Here is an 18449-nt window from a genome sequence, read left to right as displayed (position 1 = left end):
TCGCATCCAATCGCTGACAACATACAATTGTCTTGATAAACAATTGCCCAATTGATATAACAGATATATACTCTTATAAAAGCATATATTTGTAAGGGAGGCTAAATTGTTTATTAATCATAAAAGATGTCCGAAATGTGATACTAGCCTCAAACGTTCTGATTGGAGCTGTAGCCATTGTGGTAACCAAAATTTGACGAATTGGATGCTCACTTTGCCTATGTGGGGCATTGGCATTTTTATCTTCATCATGATTATTCTATTGATGATTAACAATTTTTGTAGTACTGAGATGTTCCGTTCATTTAGCAAGAGTTATGGTGTTATGTGCTGATTATAGACATAAAAAAGCCCAGCTATATCAATAGCTAGGCTTTTATTTATCAAGTAGCTCATATCTATCAAGTGACTAAAGATGACTAAATAAAATCCATGTACCGATGGCAATTAGCATCACACCACCAAATATTTCAGCTCTGTGACCGATTATGAAGCCCAACACCTTTCCTAACATCACCCCTAGCGTGACCATTATCGTAGTCGCTAGACCAATCAGACCTGCCGCCAGCAAAATATTGACCTTGACAAATGCTAGGCTCACACCGACAGCCATGGCATCGATGCTGGTACCAAATGCAGTCAAAGCAAGTTTGAAAACAGAATGTCTCGATAGCACTTCTGCCGTTTCATCACTTGGCTTCAGTCCCTCATACAGCATGTGCAGACCGAGCGTAAAAAGTATGACAAACGCGACCCAATGATCCCATGCCTCAATAAAAGACGCATCTATAAAGGATGTGGCAGAGTGACCAATTAACCAACCAATAATCGGCGTGATCGCTTCAATGGTGCCAAAAATAACACCCATTCTGAAGGCTTCGGTAAAACGAGGGTTTTTAAGAATTGCTCCTTTACTGATTGCCACAGAAAAGGCATCCGTAGACATAGAAAAAGCAAGTAATAGAAGTGCGATAGGATTCATGTGATTTTCTCTGGTCGAGTATAGAGTCCACGACATAGCCACACCCCCGACCTGCAGTGTAGATATATCGATGGTCTCGCCAACCGAGAGGTGTTCGCACCATGGCATGTGGCCAAGTGTGTTGATACGAACGCTTTCGCAGTACGAAAGCAGGCTACTCCCCAAAGAGTGCTTAGATTAGCATTGATACGCTATAAGTCAATCATAAAATACTAAAGAAGAATTTTTGAACCTGATAAAGCGTGAAGTTGGAAACGCTAGCAAATACTATTGGAGCAGATGAATGATTTAGAGAGTTATGAACATAAAGAAACCCTTCACGCTAAATTTTCATAGCATGAAGGGTTTTTTAATGCGTGGCGCTTTTTAGTAATCCACGGTATAGCTCAAGCCGTAAGTTGTCCCTGAAGCAGGCAAACGGTTTAAATCGCCAAAGGTCGTTTGATGATACACGGTCTGATAGTCTTTGTTTAAGATATTATACACGCCGTAGCCCATACGTCCGACAGGTAATTTGACTTGCCCAAGCACATCAAAGGTCGCATAGCCTGTTAATGGCTGCGCACTCGCGTCTGGGTCGTTCTGTTGGTCTTTATAAGCCTTGTCGCTACCGCCGACTGCCAGCGCTTGCAAGCGAATATTGCTGCCTTCGCTAAAGTTATACTGCGCGTATGCCGTGCCTTTGAGTGGCGTCAGGCGTACTGCATCCAGCTCCAGCCAGTCGCCGTCTTTTTTGTATTGCCCGCGGGTATAGGCAAGGCTGCCGCCAAACTGCCAGTCTTTGTTCAAATCATGCGTGAGCGAGGCTTCAGCGCCGTAAATACGTTCGTCCGTATCGACGACTTCGACGGTATAGTCGTTGGTAAAGCGCACGGTTTTGTCTGAGTCGTTATAAAAGCCGCTAACCTTTGCGCTGGTATCACCGCGCGTACCTGTCCAGCCCAGCTCATAGTTATTAATAGAAATCGGCTGAATATTGTCTGAGTTGACCACAAATCCAGCACGCACGTCACGTAAGGCGCGCTGCACGTCAGCCGTGGTAAAGCCTTGCGAGAAGTTAGCAAAGACTTGGTCATCATCGGTCAACTGATAGCTGGTACCAAGGTTAAACAGCACTTTGTCGTGCTTACTGCTACCCGCCTCAACCGCGCCTGCTTCGTAATCAATACCGTAAGCGTCAGCAATATCACTGATGCCATTGGTCGCAAAATAATCCGCCAATAGCTGCTCATAAATGGGCACAAAACGGTCGGTATCCGATTTGATGTTTTGATAGCGCACGCCAGCGCTGGTGTGCCATTTGTCGGTCATATCCACATCGGCATTGACGAACGCGCCCCATTTATCGATAGTGGTTTTTGGTCCGCCGTTATAGCTCAGACCATTACTTGTTGAAGTCAAGCCATTACTTGCAAGAAAAGTAGTCAGGTCTTGGCCATAATAGGTCTGCTCACTCTCTTCACGTTCAAAATCCGCGCCATAGCTGAACAAAGTATTTTTACCCATGACATCGGTTTCAGTCTGCATAGCGGCGCGCAGTCCCATCACCTCAATATCCGCTTCAGACTGCGTAACTACGACCGATGCACCCAATAGCTTTCCTAAGGTGTCTGCATCGGTTAAACCATTATTTACCCAAACGTCTTTGGCTTGACTGGTAAATGATTTTCCTGACGGATAAAAGCGTGCTTTTTCGTCACGATAATAGCCTGTCAGACTTAGGTTAGAACCCAAAAAGTCACTGTCATTATAGTTTAGGTTGACCGAGCTTTTGGTATTGTAGGGTTGATTTTCGATTTTAGCACCGTCAATAGCACGCAATGAAGGCGTAGTTCCTTCTTGGAGCACGGATAGATTATCCCCATAATCAACGCCATAATCGGTGTCTTGCTCGCTGTCATAATAGGTCGCCGCAAGATTCATGGTCTTGGTATCGCTAATATCAAAGCCAAGGTTGGCGTTGACGCTAATAGTATCGGTGTCTTGGTTGTCGGTTTGGTTGGCATCAGGGCTGATGCGGTCGCCATGACTGTCAAACTTGCCACCTGTGGTCTCGTAGTCTACATCGACATTACCATACACGCGCTCGCCGCCGTAGCCGATGCTTTGTCCCACATGATAGCCGAGCGAGTCGGATTTAAACTCGCGGCTGCTGTTAATGCCAAGGCGCGTCTGTCTTGTCAAGCCATAACCTGCCGTTGATTTGGTCACGATATTAATCAGACCGCCTGCTGCCCCCGCGCCATAGATGCTGGTCGCACCTGAGAGCACTTCGACGCGCTCAATTTGCTCAGGGTCGATGCTGTTTAGCTCGCGTGATAAACTGCGCGAGCCAGATAATGGCACGCCGTTGAGCAAATACTGTACAGGACGCCCGTGCATGGTCGTGCCGTAGTTACTGACCGAGCCGCTACTCACGCCAAGGCTGGGCACGAGCTGGGCTAAGATGTCCCCAACCGTGCGGTTACCTGTCGCCTGCGCCTGAATGTCCGCCTCATAAATCACTTGCGTGACAGCAGGCATTTCACTAATTTTCTGTGCCAGCGCTGTGCCTGTTTTGGCATTGGCACTAACTGTAATAGCATCTAAAGTCACACTAGGTACATCGCTTGATGATGCATTCGAGGTCGCCGCAGCGGTGGCCTGCACACCTGATGCACTTTGCACTGAATTGGCATTGGTTTGGGCGTATAACTGCTGGCTGATACAAAGGGTAAGAAGAGATAGAGCAACGTGATGGTGGCTTTTCATAATTACTTCACTTAGGTTGTTTCACTTAATTGGATAGGTGGACAGTGATATGCGTTATATTTAGCAAATGATACTGTGTGTACTAACTTTGTGAATGATATTCTAAATGATAATGATTTTTATTTCTATAAGTATTTACAAATAGGTTTTTATAAGTAGCGAGTGACCATGTTGACTGACTTACTGCAATTACCGTCCGTTTCTTTGGTAAATTTGGCGAAATGGTTAGACAGTGACATAAGCGGCTTGTCTCAAAGTTTGTTCAAATAAATAGATAAAAGGGATAAGCCTTCAAGCAGATCGTCATTGACACCGGTAATCTACATACTGCCCAACTATGAAGTTGATCGTTATGGCGCGCGGGGTAATTTGCAGGCAGAAGGAAGTGTGAACAATAGCATCAACGCGATTATTACCAGTATTTCTTGGATAGCGCTTGCTATGCCAACATCACTACCTGCGGCTAGTAGCTGCGCGCTTCGACTATGGATATAAAGGGTTGTCAACGTGATAACGATGGTAGAGATGATACGGCGACTGATATTATTGAGTGCAGCTCCCTCAGTGACCGAGTCTTTAGGTAAGCTACTAAAACCCACTGTGGTGGTTGGCAGATACGCCAAACCCACGCCGACACCGCGCACACTCATCGTCAATATGAGTAGCCAAAGTGTGGGCTGGTACAAACACCATGCGAGCATCAAAGTAGACAGCGCACTAATCGTGATACCCGCCATACCAATCCCTCGCGCACCGCGTTTGTCTACCCGCTTGCCAGCATAATACGTGGTGATACTGGCGACGAGCGTCGCAACCATCAGAACGACGCCTGTCCATAAAGCGCTTTCACCCATCACCTCTTGAATCAATATCGGCAATAATAAAAGACACAGCATCAAGCCTACTGTTTGGGTGATACTAATGACATTACTGTGCAAATAAGTTTTATTGTCGAACAAACCCACATTTAGCAACGGATGGCTCTGACGACGCTCATACGCCCACCAAGCCACGGCTGACAGCAAAAATAAAATAGACAATGCGCCTAATGCCACTATTTTTAACAAATCATCGCGGCTTGAGATACCGTGAGTAAAATCTATTTTGAGGGTGCTCAGCCAAATCATCATCGCCAGTAGCCAGATGATCAAACTGACAAACCCTACCGTATCAAAAGGGCTTGCGGTGTCATGCGTGCCTCTATCAGGTTCAGGTATCAATCGCCACACCATCGCCATAACGATCACACTAAGGGGTAATGTAACGGCAAACAGTGTCCACCATGCAAACTGATCAACCAAATAAGCACCAATCAAAGGACCAAATGCCAAGGACATCATAATAACGATGCCCCATAGCGCCATTATCCTACCGTGCTGCTGCTTTGGGTAAATCTGATACAGCATACCAATTGAGAGCGGAATAATCAGCCCACCACTCAGCCCTTGTACGGCTCTCGCCATGATGACAAAGCTCATATTAAACGCCATCATACCCATGACCGAACCGAGCATAAACCCAAGTACTGCCGCCAAATAGACTGGCTTAGAAGCAAACCTTTTGTTTAAGTAACCGCTCAGCATGAGCCCCACACTCATGGCCAACACATAAGCATTTAGTACCCAGCCGCCAAGCACGATATCGACGTCAAACACTGACATAAATACAGGAATGGCTGGGTTGAGCGCGCTGTTACTAAAGCTGATGACCGTACCAGCGAGCAATAAGGTCACTAGTACCCGCCGTACTTGCTCATCGCTCAAGCGCTGATCCCTGCTATTTTTATGAGCGTCATTCATAAGCGCTTGATTGTTGGTTCATCGTTTCATAAAAAGACAAACTAACCATTAGCGGTGGTTGGCACTTTACGAATAAGCCATAAGAAATAGCCACCGCCAATGATAGCGGCAACCGTACCAGCAGGCAGCTCATAAGGAAACATCACATACCGCCCGATCCAGTCCGCCATTACCATAACCCCCGCGCCTAAGAGAGCAGCCAGCAGCAATTGGCGCTCAAGTTTGACAGCGCCAAGAGACGTCGCCAAATGCGGTACCATCAGCCCAATAAAACTCAAAGGACCCACCGCAAGCGTGCTCGCGGTACTAAGGGCAGCAACGAGCGCCAGTAGTGATAATGTCACGGGGGTCACTGCCACACCCAAATTACGTGCCACACCCGTCCCTAGACCAAGAACACGTAAGGGTTTGACAATCAATAAGCTAAGTACCAATAAGATAAGCGCAATGCCCATCAGATACCATACTGTACTAGGCTGCGCACTATAGGTAGTGCCTGATAGCCAACTGAGCATCGCCTCAAGACGCGGGTCACCTGAGAGCTTGACCATGTGCATGACCCCATCCATCATGGCAGCGATACCAATACCGACTAACAGCAAATAGCCTGAGCTGACTCTACGTGCCAGCCACATAATCAACAGCAGCACCGCCATCGCACCTGACAGTCCTGAAATCAGTAACGTACCTGCGCCAGCAGAGAGTCCCAAAATGGGTAATAATAAAAATCCTAAAATAACCCCAAGCGCCGCGCCTGAGCTGACCCCTAAGACCTCAGGACTGGCCATAGGGTTACGCGTTAGCGTCTGTAATAATACGCCTGCGACCGCAAGCATCATCCCTGTTGCTGCCGCGCTCAAGCTACGAGGCAGACGATACTGCTGTGTCAGCGCCCAATCAGTACTAATTCCCCAACCATTGATATCCTGTACAAAAAGACAAGCCAACATTATCGTGATGATAACTCCAACGCTCCATCGCCAAAACACAACGGTCTTATTTTGACCGCTCATCATAGGGGTGATGGTTTCTATCCGATCGCGGCGCTGGCGCAAAATCAGCCAAATAATCAGTGGCGCTCCTAAGATTCCCGTCATGGCACCAGCGGGAATTTGCATCCCCAGTATAGGCTCAAGCAATAAGGCAACGTTACTGGTCAATAGCAATAACAATGCACCCAGCCCAAATGCCGTGACCAAGCGCTTACCAATGGACGAGATACCTAGCGCATTGACCAAGCTTGCGGCACCAAGCCCTATAAAACCAATCAGCCCAACCTCACTGATGACTAGTGCGGTCACCACCGCCACAATGACGACCACTAAGGCGCGAATACCATTGATAGGCACGCCCAAACGTTTGGCTTGTGAGTCGTCTAAGCTCATCAGTGTCAGCGGCTTCAATAAAGGCAGGCAGGCTATCGCCGCCAAGGTCGCTGTGATCATCAATGCTCGACTGCTATCCCAGCTGCTTTGTGCCAAAAACCCAGCCGCCCATGACAACATACCGTTGCTTCTTTCAGCAAAAAATAACACCAATACATTGGCAACAGCGGCAAGCAAGATATTGACGACCAGACCTGCCAGTATCAGAATCAGCGGATTGAAGCGACTAGGCGCGGACAAGGCAAACACCAAGCCCATACTCATGATGGCACCGACAAAGGCCACGTAGAGACCACCATAAATAGCCAAACTCGGCAAAAATAGCGTCACAATCAACATAGCCAACTGAGCACCGATTCCGACTCCCAAAGTGGTGTCTGATGCCAATGGATTTTTGACCAACTGTTGTAACAAAATACTGACTACGCCTAATAATCCACCTGCCAATAGCGCCACCACACTGGTCGCAACCAAATGAAGCTGAGTCGCCATACTGGCAATATCAAGCTGCAAACTTGGTAAAAACAGATCACTGAGTGGGCGTGTCCATTCTCGCTCTAATAGTGCCCAGCCACTGCAGACGGACAAAACCACCAATCCTATAAAAATCACCCACAATCGCCAAGACGCACTGCTCACGACAGACGACGGAGGCTGAGATGGATGTGGTGGTGGCTTGGGCGATGAGGTCATCACAGTTGCCGTATGTGAGGAGGACGTGGAGCTTAGGCTATTAGCGCTATGGGTGTTGCTGGCACTGCTCGCATGATTGGTATGAATAGTCATTATATCGCGCCACCTGTTAACGAAACCGTGGATAAATTATTGGCCAGACTGACCAATGACGACATCCCGCCATATATCCAGACTGGCGGCAGCTCCGCCATACAGCGTCGCTCACCATAACCCAAACGCTGCCATACCAAACTGTTCTTAATCTCAGCTCTGGTGATGGGACTGAGTGGGTCGATGATCAGCAGGCAAGTCTCATCATCTAACTGCGCCAAATCACCCATTCGTATCGGTACAAACCCCCACTGATTGCCCTCCCCTAAAACCACAAGCTCTTTGCCCATCTGTTCTAATGCCACCTTAAACAGGCTGTTATCAACATACATGCGCATGTTATTGGCATCCGCAAACTGGACGACCGCGAACTTTTTGATTATTGGATAGCGCTGCTGAAACTGCTGACTGGCAAGCTGTATGTCTTTTTGACTTTGTACAATATAGTCTTCAGCCATCTTGGGATTGTCAATCAATGCACCAAGCGCGCGCGTCGGCTCCGTATAGTCAGCCCACGTTGCCGCTTTTCCTTTTGCTGCAAACATCACCGACTGCGCAGGCACGTCACCGTATAAGCTACGGGCATGCTCATAAAAAGCGTTATCTATGACCATATCAACGGGAAGCTGTGCAACCAGCTCAGCATTGGGCTGATAACGAATCCCAATATCGGTGGTTGCTGCTGGGAGATGGGGGCGCCCCACCCATCTGTCCCACACTCTGATATCACCAGTGGCAATCGGTGCATGACCCATCGCAGTCAGCGTTGCAGCATTGCCCCAATCAGGGGAGACGATATTGTTACGGTCACTATCAATACGGTCACTATGGCTGTTTGCTGTTTCGGTAATATCTTTGGGAGGTGATGTGTCAAAGTGAGTAATAGCTTTGTCAGATGCTGAGTGACTACAAGCGGTCAACGTTAGACAGACTAATATTATAAAAGCTAAAAGCGTCTGCCACTTGCGTACTGTTATTGGCGTCACTGACGCTGGCATGAGTATCGAGCGCTTGAATGATTCGTATTGATAAAAAATAGAAAACATAGGAGCATATCTTTTTAGGCGAGTTTGGGTGAAAGAGAAGCGATCTGATGTCAAGCAACTGCAACAGGCTGCCCAGTAATGGGATGACTGAGCAGCTGCATATCAACGTTAAAAATATCGTATAATACCTCAGATTGCATCGTACTTTTGATAGTGCCATTGTGGCAAACTCGGCCGTTTTTTAGCGCAATGATTCGATCCGCATACTGCGCTGCCAGATTGATATCATGAATAATAATCACCACACTCAAGCCCTGCTCATCTACCAAGCGGCGGATAAGCTGAATGACCTCAATCTGATAATGCATATCTAATGCAGCGAGCGGCTCATCAAGCAGTAAATACTTGGTATCTTGCGCCAAGCACATCGCAAGCCAAGCACGGGCACGCTCACCGCCTGATAGCGTCGATGTAATGCGATCAGCAAATGCTTCGGTTTGGGTTACCTTTAGCGCTTGATCAACTTTATCTCTATCCATTTGGGTTGGCTTTTGTAGCCACTTTTGATGCGGATAGCGTCCGAGCATCACAAGCTCACGCACGGTAAATCCAGCGGCGTCAGGTAGTTGCTGTGGCAGATAAGCCATATGACGTGCCAGCTCCTTACTGCCGTAATCATTGATGCGAGTATCATCTAAGGTAATACTACCGCTACTACTCGCCATCTCCCCTGCCAATGCCTTAATCAGAGTCGACTTTCCTGAACCATTGTGTCCAACTAGCGCCACCAACTGCTTGATATCAATCTCGCAGTTCACGTTATCTAGTAAAGTATTCCCTTGACGACTGATGGTCAGTTGGTTTGCACGTAACATATAGGCACTCATTATTGATAAAAATCAAAATTGATAAAAAGTAGAAAATTGGCGTCGATGATGCTTATAGTTTTGAAACAAAAGCGACAATAAAAGAGGATTTTACTCGTAAACGATAATAAAAACAATTATCATTAACCAACTAGACGTTTTATCTCCTCACTTATCATCTGCTTATGAGTATCAATATGGCTAATATCTTCCTATCTTCTGCACATAATACCTATGGTCAAGACAAACCATATACTTCCTTAAACACTCCTGAACTAAACGACATCATCACCTATATCAACGAAGAGCATCTAGATGAACTATTAGGGTTTTTAAACGCATTTACTCCTATATCCACTGCTGAATTGGATAATATAGAGGTGAAATTAACCACCGTTTACGCTGAAGGCCTTGAGTTACAAGTACAGACAAAAAATACAGAATCTCCATCTACCAATGCTCAAAATCACCCTGAACAGAGTCAGACTTTTTTTATTGCCTTTCCTGCAGCCATTACGCATCCTGATGAGCTACAAATTCAATATATTGCACTCAAACAAAAAGCGGATAAAAAGCTGGGTAAAAAAACGATTAAACTGACCAAGCAAGTATTTGATGTGCAAGACAGTTATAGAGTCAGCAAAAATATGCTGCGCCTTGAACTGAACATGCCCACGTTGAATAATACTAACGGCACATCAAACCCGACCTCAGTACCCATCAACGAGGCAGGTTACGCGTATTTATTTGATTTAGAGCACAATGCATTGATTAAAGACACAACAGCTGACAATATTGATGACAGCAAAAATACCTCACGCCTTGCTCGATCTCATTGTTATTACACCTTAAGAAAAGCATGGCATACCCCTGCTGGCATACAAGCGTGGGTCGATGTTTTCTTGCATGGCAATACACCGGGCGGTAATTGGGCCAACTCACTACAAGCAGGTGATACCGTAGTGACCAAAAGGGAGTTTCCTGAAAAAATTGAGCATTTGCGTGACGGTCAAGCGTTACTGATCGCTGATGAAACGTCTATGCCAACTGTCGCGAGATTACTCGAGCTATGGGAAAACCCAACACCGCCGTTAGTTGTTAGTGTCACACAAAACGCGGCGGATCAACGTTATTTTGATACCGTAAAAATACGTAGTGGTATTGATGGCAGCATAACTAATCGTATTGACAGCAATAGTGAGCGCACTACCAAGAATACCGTTAAAGACAACTTTACTGTCCTTCCCATCGTCACCGATCAGCAATGCTCAGGACAGCATTTAGCACCCTTAATCGATAATACGATAGGCAATTATTTGATAGATCAACCTATAAAAATTGATAAAGTCTGGGGTGCATTAGAGGCAAGCACTGTCAAGGCACTACGGCCCATGCTTAGAGAGCGGCTTGATCTTAGCCGCGCAGAGGTGGTGATAAAGGTTTATTGGCGTCAGGATTAAATCCATAAGATATGGCTTGTTGACCGCAACAATCGAGCTGAAGATGACAGTTTTTTAGCATTCTCATGCATAGCATTCACCACTGACCTGTTCATGACTAAGGTTTGTAGCAGCAAAGCATTGTACGCTATAGTCTTTATTCAAGACCTTATTATGGCAGTAGTTCTCGCAAGAGACACCGCAGTTCAATATAAAGAGCTTATCTTTACTACCAAAAGCGGCATAAATACTACCAGGATGCATATTGATGACGTCTTGCAGATTGCGCATCGAGGTTGCGTGATAGCCTTTTTCCCAATAGAGATTTTTTGCTTTTTCGCTCACATCCTCGCGATTGAACTTTATCGCAGCACTCATAGTGTTTACCTTAATCACTTTGCCTCAAAATCTATTTTAAGGCAAAGTTTGTAGAACCAATATTAGCTGCTGTTTTTAATCACTTTTTTATTATAAAGCTTTTTACGTCTCTTTGCTGTTATTAGGGCGTGCTGAACATTCAACCATGGCACTGACAGAGGCTATTTTTTAGGCGATTCGCAGGTAAAAATAGTGAGTATAGTCATTCTATACGTGTATTTTTAGCAATGAAGCGGCAAAAAAGAGCCCTGTCATTTCAGGCTGATGCTTTATCGATCCAGCCCCATGCGGAGATATCAGCGATTGAATACTCGTCTCTAACCAAATACTCACAGCCTTCCAGATGGGTGTCGAGCACTTCGTAATGACGCTCAGCCTCACGAAGATAGCGGTTCATCGCATAGGGGATTTTTTCTGGCGCCTTGTGTCTAAAATGCACAGACTGACCATAATAAGGGCCCAGACCAGTTGCTAAAAACATCAACCATGAGAGCATCTCGCTACGATCTTCTGGCTGTCCTTATCAGAATGCTTATATTGAACGGTTTAATCGCAGTTACCGCAATGAGGTTTTAGACTGTTATTTTTTTAATAATTTAAACGAGGTTAGTAAGCTGACTGAAGACTGGATCAAGGTTTATAACACTGAAAGATCCCATGATTCACTTAATGATATGACACCTGCCGAGTACAGGCAGGTGGCTTAATTATTCTACAATGATGTTGTGTTAAGAATGGGGTATTTACAAGGTCATGCCTTGGTACGCTTTTTTATGGCAAAAATAATACTTTTCACTAAAGGTGCTGTGTATTATTTGTTGTTAACACTCGTACACTAAGATTTATTTCTGCTAAAATCATGCAGTAATATTATCAATACCTCATCACTGGTCTAAGAAAAAGGACTTACTATGCGATTGAAATCAGTCGTTCAAAAACTACATGAACGCGCCCCAAAATTGGGTAAAGCCGCATCACTCACCACAGCCACGGGTGTGATTACCTTTAATAGCATCTTGGCAGGACCTCCTGTATGGATAATGGGCGCCGCCAAAGCCTTCACGGGTGCTGCTATCGCTGACAAAGCCGTTATCGATGTCACCAATTACTGGATCAATAGCAATAATGCAGTCATCGACAATATCCTACCACGTAAAGACTGGCGTATCAGCTTGCCTGATGATGTACACACAGATGGTCAATACCTACTGATCAGCAACCACCAATCGTGGGTCGATACCAGCATCATGCAATATATCAGTGAAAAGCGCCTACCATTGACGCGCTTTTTTACCAAGTTTGAGCTCATCTATATTCCAGTGATTGGGCAGGCTTTCTACTTTCTCGACTTCCCTATGATGCGTCGACATTCTAAAGAAGCCATTGCCAAAAACCCTGCTTTAAAGGGTAAAGACATCGAAGAGGCCAAACGAGCCTGTGCGCTATTAAAGGACAAGCCTTTTACTTTGCTAAATTATTTGGAAGGAACGCGCTTCACCCCTAGCAAACGTGACAAACAAAACTCACCATATAAGCACTTGCTCAAGCCCCGTGCTGGCGGATTATCACTTGCTTTGAGTGCCCTAGGCTCAGAGATCGACGGTATCTTGGACATGACGATTGTCTACCCTGATGGCATACCCACTTATAGTGACTTATGGAAAGGCAACATCAAACGGTTAGGCGTCGATGTGCGTCATATCGAGATACCTGAAGACTTATTTACGGCAATTAAAAATGGTGGTTATGAAACAGATGACACGGTAAAAGCGCAGATGTTTGACTGGGTTGAGCAGGTATGGCACAAAAAAGACCAGCTGATCACAGAGATGCTGGCTGACTTTGAGCATGAAGCTCCGATGAAAGAGGCTTAGTCTACAAACAGATAGTTCAACAGACTGAGTAAATTCTTTATACCAATAATGCTTAGTATTTGATAACCTCGAGGTGTTCTGCGCGTGTACTAATATATAGTAGAGCCTTTTCTGCCAATGGTGTAAAAACACGCTAATACCATGCCTCAAAACGAAATGCGTAATCGTCACCCTATTGAAAAAAAGTGGGCACAGGCTAAGTTTCTACGACAAGGGTGAATAAAGAATAAACTACCTAAACTGTTCAATGATATGAGCTGTGCTAATTTTATTATGGATTGACTATAAGACATGGATAGAAGAAATCGACTATTTTTAGAAGCGGACTTGTGATGTTGTATAAGAAAGGGCTGTATTGATATAGAGCCGTTTATCTGGCTTGAGACGAGGTGATACGTTATATAAATCAGCTAAATAGGTCACTTCATGCTGGCGCTAACCATTCAAATTGATGAGTCAAATTAATAAGCAATCAGGCTCAATCCGTGATTAGCAATCAGCGCAGTGTTATTGATCATAGGTCTTTAGGCATCGTCTGGCTTGTCTCCGATGACTTGGCTGAGATGCCCTGTTTTTAGATATATCGTCGCGCCCTCTCGTCCTGCTGTGATTTGCGCGTACTCACCTGCAGGCAGACGTAACCACCCCCAACGCTGATAGACTCGGTCATCATCTACCAGCTCGCCTGCAATGACTAACAGCTCTGCGCCATTAAGGATTGGCTCATTGAATAACAACTCTCCTGCCTCTATACGTTGCAAGCTCACCTGCTCGACATCATCTGAGAAAAGAGGACAAACGTCACGGTCACCTTGTCGCTGCCAATTGGCGCTATCGTGAGTGTCGATGGCCACATGATGCGCTTCATCAGGTGACATCTGCCGTAGTTTAACGAAAATCACTGCGCCTTCATCACTATAAGGCCTATGACCGGATGCTGGTGGATTGCGCACGTACCAACCTGCCGGATAATGGGTATCGTCTGCAGAAAAAGTCCCTGACAGTACGAGTATCTCCTCGCCGCCGGGATGCAAGTGGTGCGGAAAATAAGAGTTCGGTGCATAACGTACTAGGCTCGTCGCACGAGCCTTCTCTTCACCGATGCGGTCAAGCATCACTCGCTCCACGCCATTCTGTGGTGATTTGACCCACCCGTGGTCTTCAGGTGCTAGCGAAGCACGACGTGAAAAATCTGCATTGATACGCATAAGGGGTTCCAAAGATAGAATGAGTGGCGTCAGCAAGTGAGCCGTTATGAGATATAGATTGGTTATCTAAAATATCGATAACCAACCCTCTTTATGAATATTGCGCTGCTGAGAGCGATACACTGATCGCTCGTGTCTCGAACAAGGCACGGCCTTAATTTAGTGTCGCTTTATCGAAAAACAAGCGACTCATGACAATTTATTAATGCATCCATTAGCGTACCAAAATTACAGGGGATAAGGTACTTGCAATGATCTCTGTCGTTGTACTACCAAGAAACAACTGCTGCCATTTAGAGTGTCCATAAGCACCGACCACCATGATGTCAATATCGTTGTCGACTTGAAACGTTAATAACCCATCGACCGCATCAGAAGCAGACAGATGATGCGCCTCAACGATATAACCTGCATCTTCCAATTTTGCAGCAGCCGCGCTCATGCTTTGCTTGGCGGCTTCATTATAATTGCCGACCATCACGATGTGGCCTTTCAAACCTTTTAACAAAGGGCTTTTTGCGACCATCCATGCCGCTTTTATAGAGGTCTTGCTACCATCAAAAGCAATCATATATGAGCTAGGCTCTTTAAAGGTTTCTGAGCAAATCAGGATAGGGATATCCGATGCGCGAGCTACCGTTTCGATTTGGCTGCCGATATTGATGCGGCTATTTTTGTGGTCTTCGCCGCGGCGTCCCATGACGATCGCGCGATTTTCTTCTTTGAAATACTCGATGCTAGGAAGCAATTTACCATGACGTTGATAAATGCGCACATTGACATCCGCAAAGCTGTCTTTGATATGGCTTTTTGCATCTTGTACTAAGGCGTTGCTATAGCTATTGACGACTTTTGCCCTTTGCTCATCTAGCTGGGACAACTCATCTAATAAGAACTGGCGACTGTTGATCCCTATCGCTCCTGACAGATCTCGTCTCACTGAGGCAGGAATATCACTGACATGCAGCAATCCAACGGGCAAATTCAGTCTGCTGGCATACCATGCGGCATAGTCACAAACCGATTCAGTCACTGCTGAGCCGTCAATACAGGCTAGAATGTGCTGTGATGTTGTCATAATCTGTCCTTAGATATGTTATTTAATCCCATACAGCTTGTTATATATGACCAAGCTATGCCCATTGTTTGAGAGATGTTTATAAAAACTGCTCTCTTAATTTGATGATACCCAATTTGGTCGGTTTCATCCAGCGATGTACACGCTTTTGTAAAATCACAAACGTGCTAGCACTATTATTTTATATAGTTTACAAGAGTATTGTTTTAACACCCCGATGAACTCTGGTCATTGTCTAACCACAAGCGTTAGTAAAGTTTGCTACAATACCTCTTTTAGTATTTATGATGCAGTATTTAAGACTTACGTATCGTTATTTAGGTGATTGAATTATGGCAAAGAACGCCCTACAGGCTCAACTATTAAAGGCTGGATTGGTCGATAGTAAAAAAGCCAAAAAAATCAGCAAGCAAACGCAGCATGCTAAGCGTATTGGCGACTCAGAGAGTTTAGAGACCAAAAAAGCATTGGCAGAGGCTCAAGCGCAAAAGCTTGAGAAAGACCAAAAGCTCAATCAGCAAAAACAGCAAGCTTTAGAAGAAAAGGCGCTGAGGGCTAACATCATTCAAATGATTAAGCAGCATCAGATAGCCGATACGGATGGTGACGTTAGCTATCAATTCGTCGATGCGTCTAAAGTGAAAAAAATATCCATCACGCAAAAGCTATACGATCAAATCGTCGCCGGTCACGTGGTGATTGCACGCTTAGAGGATAGCTACGCGCTCCTGCCGCGCCCACTCGCCGATCGTATCGATACAAAAATGGAAGGGTTTATGGTCGTGTCCAACGATACCGCTGAAGACACGCCAGAAGAAGATGATCCTTACGCCGCTTATGTGATCCCAGACGATTTGATGTGGTAATCTCTCGCCTTTTCATGCAGCGATTAGATAAGCATTCAAACAGCAGCCCTTCATGGAGCATCCGTTCTATGAAGGGCTGCTTTTATTTGTGAGATGCTGATATAAATACCAGACAACGCAGCCCAAGCCCTATACTATAAAGGCAAGCGCTCTGACTGTTATCACAGTCGCGTCATCCATATTCGTATTGCTATGTTAGCGCATACCGCCGTTAGCGCACACCGTCAGCATTTGGATCATAAAGCGATAACGGTCGCCTTCACCAGACTATGAGGCCAGACCAATCATGATGAAAAGAATATTTTTAATACTATTTCTACTGATCGTAGTGGCCAGTTTTTTTTATTTTGATCTCAATCAATTATTGACGCTTGAGGGCTTAAAAGGATTGATGGCGCAGTTTGATGCGTATAAAACGCAGTCGCCATTATTGATTATTGATTATTGGTGGATTATTTTTACTTTATGTGGTCGTCACTGCTCTTTCCTTACCTAGCGCCACTATTTTGACGCTGGCCGCAGGCACGCTGTTTGGCTTAGCTCAAGGCTTACTCATTGCCTCTTTTGCTTCCAGTATCGGGGCAACGCTGGCTTTTTTGACCTCACGTTACCTGCTGCGCGACACTATCAAATCGTTGGGCCCTATCAATTCACTCATGTGGCGTCGCATCAAGGCTGGTACGCAGCGGTTAACGGCTTATTTGGAAATTTTAAAAATTCAAGGTCGATTACCGCGTGATTTCATGGACGATTTTCATTGATCCAGAAGTCGCTCGCGTGGGTTTGAATGAGCAAGAAGCAATCGGCAAAGGGCATTGATTTTGAAGTGACACGTTATGACTTTAAAGAGTTAGATCGCGCCATTACAGACAGCGTAGCTAAGGATTTTATTAAAGTCATCACCGCGAAAGGCAAAGATAAAACCCTAGGGGTGACGATAGTGGCTGAGCATGCTGGCGATTTAATGAGCGATTTTGTACTGGCGATGAAACATGGTTTGGGGCTCAATAAAATATTGGGTACAATTCATACCTACCCGACATGGGCGGAGGGCAACAAATACGTCGCTGGTGAATGGAAACGCAATCACGCCCCGACACGGTACTGAACTGGTTAGAAAAATACCACACATGGCGGCGCGGTTAGTTAGGCATTTACCGATAAGCAACCTGACTTGCAGAACAGGTTTGGACGCTAGCTATCAATAACGATATTAACAGCTAGGTACGAAGTTCTAAAACAGCCAATAAAACTAAGAGCGACTCAATCAGTCAGCAATTAGAAGACCGCTTGGGCATGACACTTTGCCATCGCGGTCGAGCAGGATTTAAGCTGACAGAGGATGGTGCGGCTGTCTATGAGGCTTGTTTGGGCTTTACCGAATCGGTCGCAAGCTTTCAGCACCAGCTGCACTATATTAAGCAACTAGACTCAGTACACGGTGGACATATTAGGCCTTGCTTAATTGATCAGATGCCCAAGTTTTTTTATGATGCGCTTAGACAGCGCCTCGCCAGCAGCTACCGAGAAAACCCACTGATACACTTTTCTATCAATGTGCAAAGCCCTGAGAGCATGCTAGAAAAGCTCTTAAGTAACGAGAGTGACATTGGTGTGGGTTATTTTGGTAGCTTTCCGCCGTTACTGACGTTTCAGCCAGCATTTGTCGAAAAACAAGTGGTCTGCTGCGGACGTGAGCATAAGCTATTTTATAACTCAGAAGGATTGACTTTTGAGGATTTAGAGCAGAATTATCCGTGGATAAAAAGGGGCTACGTGGTCGAGCATCATATCAATCATATCCGCCCAAAAACCCTAAGCGCCACCACTTATCACATGGAAGCAACTGCGCAGCTTATCCTTGCAGGCCATCATGTGGGGTACTTACCGCGTGATCTGGCGAGACGATATGAGGGCATGGGAGTGATGAAAATACTCCTGCCCAATGAAGCAAGCTACGACGTCGAGCCCCACTGGGCATATCGGGAAAATCAGCAAAAACAAACCGCTGACTTTCTACATAAAATGATGAACTTGCTATAAAAAGAATA

16 protein-coding genes, 1 pseudogene and 1 riboswitch are annotated in these 18449 nt (G+C 45.5%); of the genes and pseudogenes, 7 read left to right on the top strand and 10 right to left on the bottom strand.

What is annotated here, in order from left to right; all coding sequences use genetic code 11:
* Positions 1-409 precede the first annotated feature (409 nt).
* From PSBA01_RS10810 to PSBA01_RS10785, 6 genes are all read right to left on the bottom strand, one after another.
* Positions 410-982 (bottom strand): manganese efflux pump MntP family protein, encoded by a 573-nt coding sequence (locus PSBA01_RS10810; protein ID WP_186474313.1) that lies wholly within the window; start codon positions 980-982, stop codon positions 410-412.
* 7 nt (positions 983-989) lie between these two features.
* Positions 990-1157, bottom strand: a riboswitch (yybP-ykoY riboswitch).
* A gap of 191 nt (positions 1158-1348) precedes the next feature.
* Entirely contained in the window at positions 1349-3733 is a 2385-nt protein-coding gene (locus tag PSBA01_RS10805) for a TonB-dependent receptor (protein WP_186474310.1), read from the bottom strand.
* A 350-nt stretch (positions 3734-4083) separates the two neighbouring features.
* Complete coding sequence (locus tag PSBA01_RS10800) at positions 4084-5532, bottom strand: MFS transporter (RefSeq protein ID WP_186474308.1); 1449 nt, start codon at positions 5530-5532, stop codon at positions 4084-4086.
* A gap of 41 nt (positions 5533-5573) precedes the next feature.
* Positions 5574-7703 carry a Fe(3+)-hydroxamate ABC transporter permease FhuB gene (gene fhuB, locus PSBA01_RS10795; RefSeq protein WP_186474306.1) on the bottom strand — a complete coding sequence of 710 codons (2130 nt, stop codon included), beginning with the start codon at positions 7701-7703 and terminating at the stop codon, positions 5574-5576.
* On the bottom strand, positions 7703-8749 hold the full coding sequence (locus tag PSBA01_RS10790) for an ABC transporter substrate-binding protein (RefSeq protein WP_228724573.1): 1047 nt from the start codon (positions 8747-8749) through the stop codon (positions 7703-7705). The genes fhuB and PSBA01_RS10790 overlap by 1 nt, the downstream gene beginning before the upstream one ends.
* A gap of 50 nt (positions 8750-8799) precedes the next feature.
* Complete coding sequence (locus PSBA01_RS10785) at positions 8800-9564, bottom strand: ABC transporter ATP-binding protein (RefSeq protein WP_186474305.1); 765 nt, start codon at positions 9562-9564, stop codon at positions 8800-8802.
* Positions 9565-9752: 188 nt separating this feature from the next.
* Here PSBA01_RS10785 and PSBA01_RS10780 point away from each other — a divergent pair, with 188 nt between their 5' ends.
* A complete protein-coding gene (locus PSBA01_RS10780) occupies positions 9753-11015 on the top strand; it encodes a siderophore-interacting protein (protein ID WP_186474303.1) in 1263 nt (420 codons plus the stop codon).
* A 63-nt stretch (positions 11016-11078) separates the two neighbouring features.
* Here PSBA01_RS10780 and PSBA01_RS13225 read toward each other — a convergent pair whose 3' ends face one another.
* A complete protein-coding gene (locus PSBA01_RS13225) occupies positions 11079-11372 on the bottom strand; it encodes a TetR/AcrR family transcriptional regulator (RefSeq protein WP_222436679.1) in 294 nt (97 codons plus the stop codon).
* A gap of 256 nt (positions 11373-11628) precedes the next feature.
* The gene (locus tag PSBA01_RS10770) at positions 11629-11868 is read right to left on the bottom strand and encodes a glutathione binding-like protein (protein ID WP_228724572.1); all 240 of its coding nucleotides are present in this window, start codon (positions 11866-11868) and stop codon (positions 11629-11631) included.
* A 16-nt stretch (positions 11869-11884) separates the two neighbouring features.
* Here PSBA01_RS10770 and PSBA01_RS10765 point away from each other — a divergent pair.
* Both PSBA01_RS10765 and PSBA01_RS10760 read left to right on the top strand, forming a co-directional pair.
* Positions 11885-12079: pseudogene (locus PSBA01_RS10765) on the top strand (integrase core domain-containing protein); the annotation flags it as partial.
* Between the two features lie 204 nt (positions 12080-12283).
* Positions 12284-13246, top strand: coding sequence for an acyltransferase (locus PSBA01_RS10760; protein WP_071001798.1), 963 nt, complete (start codon positions 12284-12286; stop codon positions 13244-13246).
* Between the two features lie 524 nt (positions 13247-13770).
* Here PSBA01_RS10760 and PSBA01_RS10755 read toward each other — a convergent pair.
* Positions 13771-14454: a cupin domain-containing protein gene (locus PSBA01_RS10755; protein WP_071001799.1), complete on the bottom strand. Its 684-nt coding sequence runs from the start codon at positions 14452-14454 to the stop codon at positions 13771-13773.
* Positions 14455-14668: 214 nt separating this feature from the next.
* The gene (locus PSBA01_RS10750) at positions 14669-15532 is read right to left on the bottom strand and encodes a universal stress protein (RefSeq protein WP_071001800.1); all 864 of its coding nucleotides are present in this window, start codon (positions 15530-15532) and stop codon (positions 14669-14671) included.
* 332 nt (positions 15533-15864) lie between these two features.
* Between PSBA01_RS10750 and PSBA01_RS10745 the strand changes: the two genes are divergently transcribed.
* The 4 genes from PSBA01_RS10745 to PSBA01_RS10730 all read left to right on the top strand — a co-directional run bounded on the left by PSBA01_RS10745 (position 15865) and on the right by PSBA01_RS10730 (position 18441).
* Complete coding sequence (locus PSBA01_RS10745) at positions 15865-16398, top strand: DUF2058 domain-containing protein (RefSeq protein WP_058025874.1); 534 nt, start codon at positions 15865-15867, stop codon at positions 16396-16398.
* Positions 16399-16835: 437 nt separating this feature from the next.
* Entirely contained in the window at positions 16836-17159 is a 324-nt protein-coding gene (locus PSBA01_RS13315; protein WP_228724571.1) for a VTT domain-containing protein, read from the top strand.
* A 26-nt stretch (positions 17160-17185) separates the two neighbouring features.
* Positions 17186-17506 (top strand): hypothetical protein, encoded by a 321-nt coding sequence (locus PSBA01_RS13310; RefSeq protein WP_071001803.1) that lies wholly within the window; start codon positions 17186-17188, stop codon positions 17504-17506.
* 188 nt (positions 17507-17694) lie between these two features.
* A complete protein-coding gene (locus PSBA01_RS10730; RefSeq protein WP_186474301.1) occupies positions 17695-18441 on the top strand; it encodes a LysR family transcriptional regulator in 747 nt (248 codons plus the stop codon).
* The last annotated feature ends 8 nt before the right edge of the window (positions 18442-18449 follow it).

The sequence above is a fragment of the Psychrobacter sp. KCTC 72983 genome, from assembly GCF_014280455.1.
GTDB classification, from domain to species: Bacteria; Pseudomonadota; Gammaproteobacteria; order Pseudomonadales; family Moraxellaceae; genus Psychrobacter; species Psychrobacter pacificensis.
The sequence above is the reverse complement of the archived record's forward strand: the minus strand, read 5'-3'. Positions and strand labels throughout refer to the sequence as shown.

What these genes read in the sequence shown, in the direction of transcription:
- PSBA01_RS10785 (WP_186474305.1), bottom strand. Translation starts at nt 9,564, where the DNA reads ATGTTACGTGCAAACCAACTGACCATCAGTCGTCAAGGGAATACTTTA.
- PSBA01_RS10750 (WP_071001800.1), bottom strand. Translation starts at nt 15,532, where the DNA reads ATGACAACATCACAGCACATTCTAGCCTGTATTGACGGCTCAGCAGTG.
- PSBA01_RS10755 (WP_071001799.1), bottom strand. Translation starts at nt 14,454, where the DNA reads ATGCGTATCAATGCAGATTTTTCACGTCGTGCTTCGCTAGCACCTGAA.
- PSBA01_RS10780 (WP_186474303.1), top strand. Translation starts at nt 9,753, where the DNA reads ATGGCTAATATCTTCCTATCTTCTGCACATAATACCTATGGTCAAGAC.
- PSBA01_RS10745 (WP_058025874.1), top strand. Translation starts at nt 15,865, where the DNA reads ATGGCAAAGAACGCCCTACAGGCTCAACTATTAAAGGCTGGATTGGTC.
- PSBA01_RS10790 (WP_228724573.1), bottom strand. Translation starts at nt 8,749, where the DNA reads ATGTTTTCTATTTTTTATCAATACGAATCATTCAAGCGCTCGATACTC.
- PSBA01_RS10730 (WP_186474301.1), top strand. Translation starts at nt 17,695, where the DNA reads ATGACACTTTGCCATCGCGGTCGAGCAGGATTTAAGCTGACAGAGGAT.
- fhuB (WP_186474306.1), bottom strand. Translation starts at nt 7,703, where the DNA reads ATGACTATTCATACCAATCATGCGAGCAGTGCCAGCAACACCCATAGC.
- PSBA01_RS10800 (WP_186474308.1), bottom strand. Translation starts at nt 5,532, where the DNA reads ATGAATGACGCTCATAAAAATAGCAGGGATCAGCGCTTGAGCGATGAG.
- PSBA01_RS13225 (WP_222436679.1), bottom strand. Translation starts at nt 11,372, where the DNA reads ATGAGTGCTGCGATAAAGTTCAATCGCGAGGATGTGAGCGAAAAAGCA.
- PSBA01_RS13310 (WP_071001803.1), top strand. Translation starts at nt 17,186, where the DNA reads ATGAGCAAGAAGCAATCGGCAAAGGGCATTGATTTTGAAGTGACACGT.
- PSBA01_RS10760 (WP_071001798.1), top strand. Translation starts at nt 12,284, where the DNA reads ATGCGATTGAAATCAGTCGTTCAAAAACTACATGAACGCGCCCCAAAA.
- PSBA01_RS10810 (WP_186474313.1), bottom strand. Translation starts at nt 982, where the DNA reads ATGAATCCTATCGCACTTCTATTACTTGCTTTTTCTATGTCTACGGAT.
- PSBA01_RS10805 (WP_186474310.1), bottom strand. Translation starts at nt 3,733, where the DNA reads ATGAAAAGCCACCATCACGTTGCTCTATCTCTTCTTACCCTTTGTATC.
- PSBA01_RS10770 (WP_228724572.1), bottom strand. Translation starts at nt 11,868, where the DNA reads ATGCTCTCATGGTTGATGTTTTTAGCAACTGGTCTGGGCCCTTATTAT.